General features: G+C 73.1%; 11 protein-coding genes. 5 read left to right on the top strand and 6 right to left on the bottom strand.

The features are described from left to right. Positions 1–2: 2 nt before the first annotated feature. Positions 3–629 carry an OmpA family protein gene (locus GTY84_RS28455; protein WP_161229279.1) on the top strand — a complete coding sequence of 209 codons (627 nt, stop codon included), beginning with the start codon at positions 3–5 and terminating at the stop codon, positions 627–629. Between the two features lie 99 nt (positions 630–728). On the opposite strand, the gene GTY84_RS28450 is transcribed toward GTY84_RS28455, so the two are convergent. Continuing rightward, a complete protein-coding gene (locus tag GTY84_RS28450; protein WP_161229278.1) occupies positions 729–1178 on the bottom strand; it encodes a DUF192 domain-containing protein in 450 nt (149 codons plus the stop codon). A 1316-nt stretch (positions 1179–2494) separates the two neighbouring features. On the opposite strand from GTY84_RS28450, the gene GTY84_RS28445 reads away from it, so the two are divergent. From GTY84_RS28445 to GTY84_RS28435, 3 genes are all read left to right on the top strand, one after another. Further along, positions 2495–3820 carry a PhoH family protein gene (locus tag GTY84_RS28445; RefSeq protein WP_161229277.1) on the top strand — a complete coding sequence of 442 codons (1326 nt, stop codon included), beginning with the start codon at positions 2495–2497 and terminating at the stop codon, positions 3818–3820. 460 nt (positions 3821–4280) lie between these two features. Further along, on the top strand, positions 4281–5003 hold the full coding sequence (locus GTY84_RS28440) for a transglycosylase SLT domain-containing protein (protein ID WP_161229276.1): 723 nt from the start codon (positions 4281–4283) through the stop codon (positions 5001–5003). Between the two features lie 157 nt (positions 5004–5160). After that, positions 5161–6552 carry an AI-2E family transporter gene (locus tag GTY84_RS28435; protein ID WP_161229275.1) on the top strand — a complete coding sequence of 464 codons (1392 nt, stop codon included), beginning with the start codon at positions 5161–5163 and terminating at the stop codon, positions 6550–6552. Between the two features lie 181 nt (positions 6553–6733). Here the strand turns inward: GTY84_RS28435 and GTY84_RS28430 are convergent, their stop codons facing one another. Together GTY84_RS28430 and GTY84_RS28425 are read right to left on the bottom strand one after the other, a co-directional pair. After that, positions 6734–7270, bottom strand: coding sequence for an alkyl hydroperoxide reductase (locus GTY84_RS28430; RefSeq protein WP_161229274.1), 537 nt, complete (start codon positions 7268–7270; stop codon positions 6734–6736). 6 nt (positions 7271–7276) lie between these two features. After that, positions 7277–7831: a peroxiredoxin gene (locus tag GTY84_RS28425; protein ID WP_161229273.1), complete on the bottom strand. Its 555-nt coding sequence runs from the start codon at positions 7829–7831 to the stop codon at positions 7277–7279. Between the two features lie 132 nt (positions 7832–7963). Between GTY84_RS28425 and GTY84_RS28420 the strand changes: the two genes are divergently transcribed. Continuing rightward, positions 7964–8902, top strand: coding sequence for a LysR substrate-binding domain-containing protein (locus tag GTY84_RS28420; protein ID WP_161229272.1), 939 nt, complete (start codon positions 7964–7966; stop codon positions 8900–8902). Between the two features lie 71 nt (positions 8903–8973). Here the strand turns inward: GTY84_RS28420 and GTY84_RS28415 are convergent, their stop codons facing one another. Genes GTY84_RS28415 through GTY84_RS28405 form a run of 3 tightly spaced genes read right to left on the bottom strand, consistent with a single transcriptional unit; the run spans position 8974 to position 12523 of the window. Further along, entirely contained in the window at positions 8974–11316 is a 2343-nt protein-coding gene (locus GTY84_RS28415) for an ABC transporter permease (RefSeq protein WP_161229271.1), read from the bottom strand. Then, complete coding sequence (locus tag GTY84_RS28410; RefSeq protein ID WP_161229270.1) at positions 11313–12002, bottom strand: ABC transporter ATP-binding protein; 690 nt, start codon at positions 12000–12002, stop codon at positions 11313–11315. The genes GTY84_RS28415 and GTY84_RS28410 overlap by 4 nt, the downstream gene beginning before the upstream one ends. Next, on the bottom strand, positions 11999–12523 hold the full coding sequence (locus GTY84_RS28405) for a PadR family transcriptional regulator (RefSeq protein WP_161229269.1): 525 nt from the start codon (positions 12521–12523) through the stop codon (positions 11999–12001). The genes GTY84_RS28410 and GTY84_RS28405 overlap by 4 nt, the downstream gene beginning before the upstream one ends. Positions 12524–12916: the final 393 nt, after the last annotated feature.

Here is a 12916-nt window from a genome sequence, read left to right as displayed (position 1 = left end):
CCATGACCAGAGCCCGCCGCATCACCCCGGTCCTCGCCGCCGCCGGTCTGCTGCTCGCCGCCCACCTCGTCGGCGCCACCGCGGCGCAGGCCGACGACGACCCCGACGTGCCTCCCGGCGCCGTGGCCTCGCCCTCCGCCCCCGTGGACGTCGACCCCAACGACCCGGACCTGAAACTCTCCGAGGGGGCCACGCTCGCACGGGCGAAGGTGCTGGACATCAAGTCCGTCGTGGAGGAGCAGAGCGGTGACGAACGCCGTGAGGACACCAACACCCAGGTGACCCTCGCCCTCCAGGCCGAGGTGCTGTTCGGCAAGGACAGCGCGACCCTCGGCGCCGAGTCGCGGTCCCGCATCCGGGGCATCGCCGAGGAGATCCGGACGCAGAACGCGACCAAGGTCCGTGTCTTCGGCTTCACCGACGACCTCGGCTCCGCCGCCCACGGCGACGTCCTCTCCAGGCGGCGCGCCAACGCCGTCCAGGAGGTCCTGGCCCAGGTGCTCGACAACGCCGGTGTCACCTACGAGGTCCGCGGCTACGGCGAGCAGTACCCCATCGCGGACAACTCGACCGAGGCAGGCCGCAAGAAGAACCGCCGCGTGGAGGTCTCCTTCCCCCGCTCACGCTGACCGCCCGCTCACGCCGACTGCCCGCTCACGCTGACCGACCGCGCACGCCGATCGACCGCTCCGGCGGCCCGCCCCGAGCGCGGCGGCCCGCGCCGGACGTCACCGGTCCGCCTCGACCGCCACCCGCACCCCCTTCCGTACCCCCCACCGAGACATCGCCCCGGCCTCGGCCTCCAGCACATGACGTGCCCGGAGCCGGGGCAGCCCCATCCGGCCGGGCCGCATGGTGACCACGGCGAGGACCCGCATCCGCCGGTCCAGGAAGGCGACGTCGATGGGCATCCGCATCCGGAAGGTGTGCACCCCTCCGGCGGGCGTCAGCAGCATCGCCCCCTCCAGCGAGTCCCTCCCCAACAGGCCCCTGGTCCGGGCCCGGTACGAGGCGGCCACCTCCAACGGCACCCGCACACCCCCGCCGCTTCCACCGCCGCCGACCCCACCGCCCCCGCCGACCCCACCACATCCGACCCCGGTGTCCCCGGCGTCCGCCCCGCCGTCCCCGCCGGTCACCACCAGCGTCCCCGTCCCGTCGCGCCAACGTCGGCCCACGCCGGGCCCCTTCCCCTAGACGACCGTCCCACCGGGAACGTATCCCGCGAGGAAGGACCCCACCCCCGTGCGCGGACGGCCCCGGGTGGGGCGCGAACCCCGCCCCGGGGAGGGGCGTCACGGGGAGAAGGGCGTGAATCCGTCCCCGGGAGCCGTTCCCGGACCACCGGACGCCCGGATTGCCCCGTTCTGGAGGTGATTCCCCCTCCGGTTCTCCACATCGTTATGGCGTGATGGGCGGTACGGGTCGCGTGCGGGCGACCCGGTCGCGTAAGTTCGGACCAAGGTAATTCGCGCCAGCAAAGCTGCGCGGGCGGGTACCGCGCGGTGGAGGGGGCTGCGCGGTGCCCGGTCAACCTTCGGCCATATGGGGGATCACCCGGTCGGACGACGCGGAGGCGGGACCGCGCGGCCGCGGGCCGACGCCCCGCGCATGCGGGGGCGCACCCCGGCCGGGCGTCGGCGGGGGCACCCCCCGTCGGCCGCCGACACGCCCCGGGCCGCAGATCGCCCGTTCGGCCGCCCCGCCCCCGGAATCCGCCCCGCCACCGCTGTGACGTGCGGGGGAACGAGGGACTCCGGACCGCTCCCGGTGTCGCCGGACGGCTCCGGAGAGTAGTGGGGCACGTCGATGCGCGCGACGGCACTTACGAAGGGTTATGGTGGAAACCCCCCCTCGGGCCGGTCCGTATCCCCCCCCACGGACCGGCCCGTTTTTTCATGCCCCGGCGCACACCGGCCCTCGCCCGCCCCGGGGGGCCGCCCGCTCCCGCCCGCCCGTGCCCCCGTGCCCCGCCCCGCACCCGGCCACGAGCCCCGGCGTCGCCCCCCGGCAGCCGCCCTCCCCTGGACAGGCCCCCGCGCGCCCGCTCCCCAGGGCCCGCAGGACCGCCGCTCCGCAAGGACCGCCCCCTCGATTCCGGCCACCGCGCCACCCCCTCCCCCCGGCCACCCCCGCCCCGCCCCACCGCCCCGCGCCCCCGCGTCCTTCTCCGACGCCGCCTCCGTAACCAGGAGTTCACCGGTGCGCCCTCCCCCCCCGTGGCATGGCGGCGGTCGTTACAGGGAATAAGCCAAGCAGGTCGACGCCCGAACCACGGGTGTCGGATCCTCAGCGGGCGGCGCGGAGCCGTCCGCCCGGGAGGCCCTTTGCATCAGCCCGACCGTGCGGTCACGGCACGGAAGAAGACGCGGAGGGCCGGTCCTCGGCCCGCGCCGGTGCATCGCGGCCGCCGACCGGTCGACTCGTTCCGGTCATCCCGGCCCAGCGTCCACTCCGTCGCTCCCCGACCTCTTCCGAGGGGGTACGTCCTTCCGTGGTGACCAGCGCGAAGCGCCACATGCCAGATCGGCGCACCTATGTTCTCGACACCAGCGTCCTGCTGGCCGACCCCAACGCCCTGAGCCGCTTCGACGAGCACGAGGTCGTGCTCCCCATCGTCGTGGTGACGGAGCTGGAGGCCAAACGGCACCATCCCGAGCTCGGCTACTTCGCCCGGCAGGCGCTCCGCCTGCTCGACGAGTTCCGCGTCCGGCACGGCCGCCTCGACGCCCCCATCCCCATCGGGGACCTCGGCGGCACCCTGCGGGTCGAGCTGAACCACTCGGACCCCGGTGTGCTGCCCAGCGGCTACCGCCTGGGGGACAACGACTCCCGCATCCTCGCGGTCGCCCGCAACCTCCAGGCCGAGGGGTTCGACGTCACCGTCGTGTCGAAGGACCTCCCGCTCAGGATCAAGGCGTCCTCCGTCGGCCTCCTCGCCGAGGAGTACCGCGCCGAGCTGGCCATCACGGACTCCTCCGGCTGGACGGGCATGTCCGAGCTGACGCTGCCCGGCGAGCAGGTGGACATCCTCTTCGAGGAGGGCCACGTCTTCGTCCCCGAGGCGGCCGGGCTGCCCGTGCACACCGGGCTGACCATCCAGTCGGAGCGCGGCAAGGCCCTCGGCCGGGTCACGCCCGACGGCGGAGTGCGGCTGGTGCGCGGCGACCGGGACGCGTTCGGGATCAAGGGGCGCAGCGCCGAGCAGCGGATCGCCCTCGACCTGCTGCTCGACCCGGACGTCGGGATCGTCTCCCTGGGCGGCCGGGCCGGAACCGGCAAGTCCGCGCTGGCCCTGTGCGCCGGGCTGGAGGCCGTGCTGGAGCGCCGGCAGCACCGCAAGGTGATGGTCTTCCGCCCGCTGTACGCGGTGGGCGGGCAGGAGCTGGGCTATCTGCCGGGCTCCGAGGCGGAGAAGATGAGCCCCTGGGCGCAGGCGGTCTTCGACACCCTGTCCGCGGTCACCAGCCGCGAGGTCATCGAGGAGGTCACCGCCCGCGGGATGCTGGAGGTACTGCCGCTCACCCACATCCGCGGCCGTTCCCTGCACGACGCGTTCGTCATCGTCGACGAGGCCCAGTCCCTCGAACGCAACGTGCTGCTGACGGTGCTCTCCCGGATCGGCGCCAACTCCCGGGTGGTCCTCACCCACGACGTGGCGCAGCGGGACAACCTCCGGGTCGGGCGCTACGACGGTGTGGTCGCCGTCGTGGAGAAGCTGAAGGGGCATCCGCTCTTCGCCCATGTGACCCTGACCCGGTCCGAAAGGTCCCAGATCGCCGCACTGGTGACGGAAATGCTGGAGGACACCCACATCTGACGGGTACGGAGGGGTTCGTGGACTCCGGCCCGTCACGGGCCGGTCACCGAACCGGGGCGCCGTCCGGAAAGGCGAAGACCCTATCCGGGCGGCGCCGCCTTGCGCCGGGTTTCCGTCGAACGCACTGGGCCGAACGGGATGTGAGCTTTCCCACGCAACACGGAATTGCCTCGCCGCGCGGGTTGCGGCAGAGTCTCATTCCTGTCAGGCCCCGCATACGACACCCTTCGCCCCCAGGGGCGCCTCCCCGGTCCTCGGACGGCGGGAGACACGGCACCACCGCAGCACCGTCCAACTCCATAGCAGCGTCGTATGCCGCCCGGGCATCACGCGGCGCTCCCCGTCGGGGAGTTGTCCACCGGGCCCGCGCCTCCCGTGACCAGAGTGGGGGAGGCCAGTGCCAGGGGCACGAACGCGTCCGCGAGGGTCACCGGAGCGGGCGTCGCTGGAAGGAAACCGTGTGAGCCGGATCTCGGTCCGGGGATTCGCAGTGGCTTCGGCCACCGCGGTCACCGCTGTCGGAAGCGTCGTCGGTGTTGCCTCGGGCAGCACCGGGCAGAGCCACGACGCGGAAGCGACGGCAGCAGGCACGACGCTGCTCGCGGACCTCCCCGTGGGGCAGCAGGCCCAGGTGCAGACCGCGTCCCTGACGCAGCAGGCCAGTGTTCAGGCCATCGCCGCGGACGCCGGTGCCAAGAAGGACGCCGAGGAGGCCGCCCGCAAGGCCGCCGCCGAGACCGCCGTCGCCAAGAAGGAGCGCGCGGAGAAGGCGCAGAAGGCCGCCGAGGAGGCCAAGAAGCGGGCCGAGGAGGAAGCGGCGGCCAGTCGCGCCGCCCAGCGCGAGGCCGCCTCCGCCAGCGCCCCCGCCGTCGGCGCGGTCCAGGGCTCCTACAGCATCGGCCAGATCCAGTCGCTGGCCCGCGGCATGGTGCCCAGCGGCCAGTGGCAGTGCTTCAGCAACATCGTGAACCACGAGTCGAGCTGGAACTACCGCGCCGTCAACCCGTCCTCCGGCGCCTACGGCCTCTTCCAGGCCCTGCCCGGTTCCAAGATGTCCTCCGTGGGCTCGGACTGGCAGACCAACCCGGTCACCCAGATCAAGTGGGGCCTCAACTACATGAACGGCCGCTACGGCAGCCCCTGCGGGGCGTGGAGCTTCTGGCAGGCCAACCACTGGTACTGAGCCGTCGCCGACCGGCGGCTCCCCGCCCCCGGCGCCCGACCGCGCGCGGCCCCTCACCGTCCTTTCGGTGAGGGGCTTTCGCGTGCCCCCCGTGTACCGTCGGACCGGTACGGCTCCAGGGGGAGTGGTGGGGAGAGTCGGGGGAAGAGGACGGAACATGTCGCGAGTGCCAGGATGGCTGGGCCGAGTGGGTTCCGGACTGACCCGGCTCGGCAACCGGCTGGACCAGCGCCGGGCCGAGGCGGAGTGGGACGACGATCCGCACCGCCCCGTCGGCGGCCTCGCCGACGCCGGCCCGGAGCCCGCGCGCGACGCGGACGCCTCGCCGGAGCACGGGCGGCCCGGCGAACCGGGGCAGACCGGCACCGTCGCGGCACCCGCCCGTCCCGATCCGGCGCAGGCCGTGCCCTGGGGTGTGCGGGTCGCGGCCGAGGCCGGGTGGAGGCTGCTGGTCCTCGCCGGCACCGTGTGGGTGCTGATGCGGGTCATCAGCGCGGTGCGGCTGGTGGTGCTGGCCTTCGTGGTCGCCCTGCTGATCACGGCGCTGCTCCAGCCGACCGTGGCGCGGCTGCGGCGGCGCGGGGTCCCGCGCGCGCTCGCCACCGCGCTGACCGCGATCCTCGGGTTCGTGGTGATGGGGCTGATCGGCTGGTTCGTGACCTGGCAGGTCATGGAGAACATCGACGACCTCTCCTCGCAGATCCAGAGCGGCATCGACGAGTTGCGCAAGTGGCTGCTGAACAGCCCGCTGCACGTCACCGACAAGCAGATCAACGAGATCGCCAAGAGCCTGCGCGAAGCGGTCGGCGCCAACAGCGACCAGATAACGTCCGCCGGACTGGAGGGCGTCACGGTCGTCGTCGAGGCGCTGACCGGCATCCTGCTGGCGGTCTTCTCGACGCTCTTCCTGCTCTACGACGGCAAGCGCATCTGGGAGTGGACGCTGAAGCTGGTGCCGGCGGCGGCCCGGCCCGGTGTGGCCGGCGCCGGCCCGCGCGCCTGGCGGACGCTGACGGCCTATGTGCGCGGCACCGTGATCGTCGCGCTGATCGACGCCATCTTCATCGGTCTCGGCATCTACTTCCTGCATGTGCCGATGGCCGTGCCGCTGGCCGTGTTCATCTTCCTGTTCGCCTTCATCCCGCTGGTCGGCGCCGTGATGTCGGGGGCGCTGGCGGTCGTCGTGGCGCTGGTGACCCAGGGCGTCTTCGCGGCGGTGATGACGCTCGTCGTGGTCCTGCTGGTGCAGCAGATCGAGGGCCACATCCTGCAGCCGTTCATCCTGGGCCGCGCGGTGCGGGTCCATCCGCTGGCGGTGGTGCTGTCGGTGGCGGCCGGCGGCATGGTGGCCGGCATCGGCGGCGCGGTGGTCGCGGTCCCGCTGGTGGCGGTGGCCAACACGGTCGTCGGCTATCTGCGGGCGTACTCCCGGGAGTCGGCGGTGCGGCAGGCGCCGAGGCCTCTGGGCGCCACCGCGGCCGACGCCGCGCCCGAGGCGGGGCCGCGCCCGCCCGAGGACTCACCCCCGCCGGAACCGCCCGCCCGCTGAGGCCCGTCCGGCGTTCCCGTCCGCCGCGCGGCGCCGCGCACGCACTCCCGCCGCACCGACCCCGGCCTTCGAGTACGTCCCGTACGAAGGCCCGGGGCCCGCGCGCACACGAACGGGCCCCGCCCACCGGTTCGGTGGACGGGGCCCGTGCCGTGTTCCGCCTCGCGCGGGACCGGCGGTACTACTGGGCGGCGAGGACCGCCTCGGCGTCCAGCGTGGCGCCGACGGCCTCGATCACGGCGGCGATCTTGAACGCCTCCTGGATCGTGTCGCGGTCCATGCCGGCCTTGCGGAGCACCTGCTCGTGCGAGTCCAGGCACATGCCGCAGCCGTTGACGGCGGAGACCGCGAAGGACCACAGCTCGAAGTCGACCTTGTCGACGCCCGGGTTGCCGATCACGTTCATCCGCAGTCCGGCGCGCAGGGTGCCGTACTCGTGGTCCGACAGCAGGTGCCGGGTGCGGTAGAAGACGTTGTTCATCGCCATGATCGCGGCGGCGGCCTTGGCGGCCGTGTACGCCTCGGGCGACAGGTTCGCCTTCGCCTCCGGCTCCAGCTCGCGCAGCACGATCGGGGAGCGCGAGGCGATCGCGGTCGCCAGCACGGTGCCCCAGAGCTGCTGGGCCGGGAGGTCGGAGTTGCCGATGACCGAGCCCAGGTTGAGCTTCAGGTCCTTGGCGTAGTCCGGTATGGCGGACTTCAGGGAGTCGAGGGACATGTCAGTTCACTCCCCGGAGAGCAGCGCGACCGGGTCGAGGGTCTCGTCGCCCTTGCTCCAGTTGCACGGGCAGAGCTCGTCGGTCTGCAGGGCGTCCAGCACCCGCAGGACCTCCTTCGGGTTCCGGCCGACGGAACCGGCGGTCACCATGGTGAACTGGATCTCGTTGTTCTGGTCCACGATGAAGACGGCGCGCTGCGCGAAGCCGTCCTCGCCCTCGATGCCCAGCGCGCGCATCAGCTCGTGCTTGGAGTCGGCCATCATCGGGAAGGGCAGGTCGGTGAGGTCCGGGTGGTCCTTGCGCCAGGCGTGGTGGACGAACTCGGAGTCACCGGAGAAGCCGAGGACCTGGGCGTCGCGGTCGGCGAACTCGTCGTTCAGCTTGCCGAACGCCGCGATCTCGGTCGGGCACACGAAGGTGAAGTCCTTGGGCCAGGCGAAGACGACCTTCCACTTGCCCTCGTAGGTCTTGTGGTCGATCTGCTCGAACTCCTTGCCCTTCTCCAGCGAGACGCAGGCGGTCAGATCGAACTCGGGGAACTTGTCACCGACAGTGAGCACGCGCACTCCTTGCAGCAGGGAGACATCCGTTTTGCAGTGTTTCCCGTGGGTTGGACACCGTTGATGTTGGCACAGGGTGCATTGATTACGGAAATAGCTACACTCGGTCGTGTTGATCGGAGGTGGCTATCAATGTCCAGCAAGAAACGGCAGCCCAGTCTCTCCCAGCTGCGGGCCTTCGCGGCGGTCGCGGAACATCTGCACTTCCGCGACGCCGCCGCCGCGATCGGGATGAGCCAGCCGGCCCTCTCGGGCGCCGTCTCGGCGCTGGAGGAGACACTCGGTGTCACCCTGTTGGAGCGTACGACGCGCAAGGTGCTGCTCTCCCCGGCGGGGGCCCGGATCGCGGTGCGGGCCAAGGCGGTCCTCGCCGAGGTCGGCTCGCTGATGGAGGAGGCGGAGGCGGTGCGGGCGCCGTTCACCGGCCCGCTGCGGCTCGGGGTGATCCCCACGGTGGCGCCGTACCTGCTGCCCACCGTGCTGCGGCTGACGCACGACCGGTACCCGGACCTCGACCCCCAGGTGCACGAGGAGCAGACCGCGAGCCTGCTGGACGGACTGGCGACCGGCCGCCTCGACCTGCTGCTCCTCGCGGTGCCGCTCGGGGCGCCGGGGGTCACCGAACTGCCCCTGTTCGACGAGGACTTCGTGCTCGTCGCCCCGACGGGCCACCCGCTCGGCGGCCGGGACGGCATCGACCGCTCGGTGCTGCGCGAACTGCCGCTGCTGCTGCTCGACGAGGGGCACTGCCTGCGCGACCAGGCACTCGACATCTGCCGCGAGGCGGGCCGCGCGAACATCCCGGCCACGACCACCGCGGCCGGGCTGTCGACCCTGGTGCAACTGGTCGCCGGCGGCCTCGGGGTGACCCTGCTGCCGCGCACCGCGGTCCGGGTGGAGGTGTCCCACTCGGGCCGGCTCCGGACCGGCTCCTTCGCCGCCCCGGCCCCCACCCGCCGCATCGCCCTCGCCATGCGCACGGGCGCGGCCCGCTCCGCGGAGTACGAGCAGTTGGCCGACGCCCTGCGCGAGGCGATGCGGGACCTCCCCGTCCGCCTGGCCGACGTCTGACGCGGGACGCCGCCGCGGCCCGGGACACCACCCGGGCCGCGGCGGCGGCACCCCCCCCGTGCGCGTCGGCGCTACTCCGTGCGCAGCCCCTCCGGGCGCATCAGGCGCAGCAGCGGCGGCAGGCTGAGCAGGGTGACCAGCAGCACCACCCCGGCCCCGATCCCGGTCATGGCCCCGATCCCGGCCCAGTCGACGTGCACCGGGGTGCTCGTCATCTTCAGCAGGACCACCCCCAGCGTCATCCCCACGACGACCGCCAGCAGCAGGCCCAGCGCGATCGGGACGGCCGTCTGCCAGAGCACCGACAGGCTCAGGGTGCGGCGCCGGGTGCCGAAGGCGACCAGCGCCGACAGCAGCTTGCGGCGCTCGCGCAACTGCTCCAGTTGCGAGACCAGCAGGCTCGCCCCGATCAGACCCAGCACGCACGCCGCCCCGACGAACAGCCCCGTGCGGATGGCGTCGAACCGGTCGGTGCGCTCGGTGGCCGCCCAGACCGCGGGACGCGACAGCGGGCCGACCACCATGGCCGTGTTCCGCGCCCTGTCCCGCACGTCCGGCACGCTCTCGTCCAGCTTCAGGTAGAGGTGCCCGGTCAGTCCCGGCTCCAGCGCCTTCGGCGCGGCCTTCGGCGTGATCAGGAAGCCGCCCCGGTCGATGCCCATGAGCAGGCCGCTCTTCGGCATCGCCTCCTTGATGCCGGCGGGCACCGGCCAGGCGATCTCCCTGCCCTCGTCCCCCTCCGAGAACGACGGGTCCAGGTACATGGCGGGGGTCCTGCGGGCCAGCTCCATGACGTCGAGCTGCCCGTCGTACTGGGCCCCGCGCACGACGAACACATCGCCGTCGCGGCAGGAGGGGAGCCGCGCGACCTCGCGCAGCGCCGCGCACTCGCCCACGGTCAGGGACGTGCCCTCGTCCGGGTCGACGGCCTTGTCGCCGGCGTAGCCCTCGGAGAGGGCGACGGCGGCGTCGACGCCCGGGGTGTCCCGGAATTTCTGCCGGGCCCCGTCGAGGGCCGCGCTGTCCCGCACCGTCACCTCCATCTGGGCCAGGGAGGGGTCCCTCCCCGTGGACTTGGTGTAGAAGCTGTCGACCCCGGCGAAGAGCATCTGCAGCGCGATCGCCCCCGCGACGGCCACCGCGATGCCGTTGACCATCCGGGCCGCCGAGCCGCTGCTCAACTGGAGCCTGCGCACCGCGAGCTGCCAGGAGACCGGGCCCGCGCCCAGCCGGGCCACGACCGTCTCCACGATCCACGGCAGCAGCGCGGTCACGCCGACCAGCAGCAGCACCACCCCGCCGGTCACCATGAACTGGTTGAACTCCCCGTTGTCCCGGCCGTAGCCGATCATCGGGAAGAGCAGCCCCAGGCCGCCCAGCGGCAGCAGCAGCCGCCACCACAGCCGGCGCCGGGCGGGCCGGGCGGTGCGCACCACGCCGAGCGGTTCGATGGCCACCCCGCGCAGCGCGAACAGCGTCACCAGCACCGCGGTCGCCGGCACCGCCACCGCCACCGCCAGGGCGAGCAGCGGGGAGGGATTGAGATAGCTGGGGAACACGCTGATGTCGAACACCTCTGCGTGGCCCGCGAGTTGCCGTCCGATCAGGAAGAACACGGCACCGAGCAGCAGCCCGAGGACCGCGCCCGCCAGTGCCTCACCGGCGGCGATGCGCCGGGTCATGCGGCTGTCGGAGCCCACCAGGCGCAGTGCCGCGAGCCGCCGGTCGCGCCGCTCGCCGCCGAACCGCACGGCCGCCGCGATGAACACCGTCACCGGCATCAGCAGCACCACGAAGACGACCAGGATCAGCAGGAGGAGGACCGGGTCGGACCGCTCGGTGCTCGCGCCGGCGTCGCCGAAGCGGTCGATGCGGGTGATCCGCCCGCCGTCGATCTCCTGGGCGAGCCCGGTGGCGCCCCGGACGTAGGCGAGCTCCTGGGACCCGATCAGTCCGGATTCCCCGATGGTGCCGACGATCCGGTCCGGCAGCCGCTCGCGCAGCAGTGCGCCCTCGTCCGACTCCAGCAGCTTCCGCAGCGCCGGGGAGACCACCATCTCGCCCTTGGCCGGGAACTTCGCCACGCCCGGGGGCAGCGGGGCCTCGGGCCCCTCCACCTCCATGGCGCGGCCCCGGATACTGGAGTCGCGGAAGTCCGTGTCGACGTTGGCGACGACCAGGGTGTCCTTCCCGCGCGCCAGGTCGTTGGCCATGTAGGTGATGTCGGTGCGGGCGACCTCGCGCCGGTGCCGCGCGTCGAGCGCGGTCGGCAGGGCCGTGGTCAGCAGCAGCAGGGCCACGCCGAGCCCGACGCCGACGGCCGTCAGCAGCGCCCGGGTCCAGCCCTCGCGCCCTCCGGTGAGGGTGAAGCGGACGCCGAGGGCCAGGTCCGCGGCCCACTGGCGGAGCTTCATACGGCACGCTCCATGTCGCGGGAGCGGCCGTCCCGCACGACGATCTCGCGGTCCGAGTACGCGGCCACCCGGGCCTCGTGCGTGACCAGGACGACGGCGGCGTTGCTGGACCGGGCCGCGTCGGTGAGCAGCTCCATCACCCGCTCGCCGTTGAGGGAGTCCAGGGCGCCGGTGGGCTCGTCGGCGAAGAGCACCCGGGGGGAGGTGACCAGCGAGCGGGCCACGGCGACCCGCTGGCCCTGGCCGCCGGAGACCTCGCCGGGGCGCTTCCCGCGCAGGTCGTCGACCTCCAGGCGCTCCATCCAGCCGAGGGCGGTGCGCTCGGCCTGCTTGCGGGGGGTGCCGTTCAGCCGCAGCGGCAGGGCGACGTTCTCGACGCAGGTCAGCTCCGGCACGAGCTGGCCGAACTGGAAGACGAACCCGAACTCGCTGCGCCGCAGGGCGCTGCGCTCGGCGTCGCCCATGGCGGACAGCTCGCGCCCGTCGTACAGGATGGTGCCGGAGTCGGGCGGCACGATACCGGCGAGGCAGTGCAGCAGGGTCGACTTGCCGGAGCCCGAGGGCCCCATCACGGCGACGACCTCGCCGGGGTGGATGGAGAACTCGGCGCCGTCGAGGGCGAGGGTCGGGCCGTAGGCCTTGCGGAGCTGGTCGGCCGAGAGCAGGGAACCGGGCGGCGGAGTCACTTGGTCACCACCTCGCGGAGGCGGTCGAGACGGGCCGCGGTGAGCTCCAGCCAGCGCAGGTCGGCCTCCAGGTGGAAGAGGGCGTGGTCGCAGATGAGCTGGTCGGCGAGGTCGCCGCCGCGCTTGCGGTCGGTGAGGATGCGCATGCTCCGCAGGTGCTCCGAGCGCTGGGTGTCGAGGATGTCGGCGGCGTCGCGGCCGGTGAGGAGCGCGAGGACGACCTTGGTGTAGAGGACCGACTGGAGGTACGGCTCGGGCTTCTCGGGCGTGCCGAGCCACTGCTGGACGTCGGTGACCCCGGCGTCGGTGACGGCGTACCGCTTGCGCTCGGGACCGCCGCCCGCCTCTATGCCGTCGACCACGACGAGGCCGTTCTTCAGCAGGCGGGACATCGTCGAGTAGACCTGGCCGTAGTGCAGCGGCCGGTCGTGGCCGAACTTCTCGTCGAAGGCGCGCTTGAGGTCGTAGCCGTGGCGCGGACCGGACTCCAGGAGTCCCAGGAGGGTGTGACCGATGGACATGCGAGCACTCTACACAGCGGGTATACGCACGATGTATACGCACGGTGTGCAGTGCCTCGGCGATGGTGTGAGGGAGAGGTGAAAGGGCAGGTCAAGCGCGTTTGTCACGGTTCCGTGACGATGGAACGGCGACCTCCGGTAGCCGTCCCGCAGGCGGCAGGCGGCAGGCGGCAGGCGGCAGGCGGCAGGCGGCAGGCGGCAGGCGGCAGGCGGCAGGCGGCAGGCGGCAGGCGGCAGGCGGCAGGCGGGCGCCGGGCGCCGGGCGCGCGGAAGGCCGCCGCCCCGCCCCCGGTGCGAGCGGGGAGGCGGGGCGGCGGCGGAGTGGGGCAAGTGTCCGGTGGGCGGGCCGGGCCCGTCTCCCGGCGGGGGCCCGGGGGCGGGCTCCGGAGTGGC

The sequence above is a fragment of the Streptomyces sp. SID8352 genome (genome assembly GCF_009862265.1).
Classification (GTDB): domain Bacteria; phylum Actinomycetota; class Actinomycetes; order Streptomycetales; family Streptomycetaceae; genus Streptomyces.
Note: the sequence above shows the minus strand (reverse complement) of the source record. Positions and strands in the feature narration are given on the sequence as shown.

Bases quoted from the DNA above. Each gene is read 5' to 3' on its own strand.
- GTY84_RS28455 (WP_161229279.1), top strand. From the start codon at position 3: ATGACCAGAGCCCGCCGCATCACCCCGGTCCTCGCCGCCGCCGGTCTG.
- GTY84_RS28435 (WP_161229275.1), top strand. From the start codon at position 5,161: ATGTCGCGAGTGCCAGGATGGCTGGGCCGAGTGGGTTCCGGACTGACC.
- GTY84_RS28430 (WP_161229274.1), bottom strand. From the start codon at position 7,270: ATGTCCCTCGACTCCCTGAAGTCCGCCATACCGGACTACGCCAAGGAC.
- GTY84_RS28420 (WP_161229272.1), top strand. From the start codon at position 7,964: ATGTCCAGCAAGAAACGGCAGCCCAGTCTCTCCCAGCTGCGGGCCTTC.
- GTY84_RS28415 (WP_161229271.1), bottom strand. From the start codon at position 11,316: ATGAAGCTCCGCCAGTGGGCCGCGGACCTGGCCCTCGGCGTCCGCTTC.
- GTY84_RS28405 (WP_161229269.1), bottom strand. From the start codon at position 12,523: ATGTCCATCGGTCACACCCTCCTGGGACTCCTGGAGTCCGGTCCGCGC.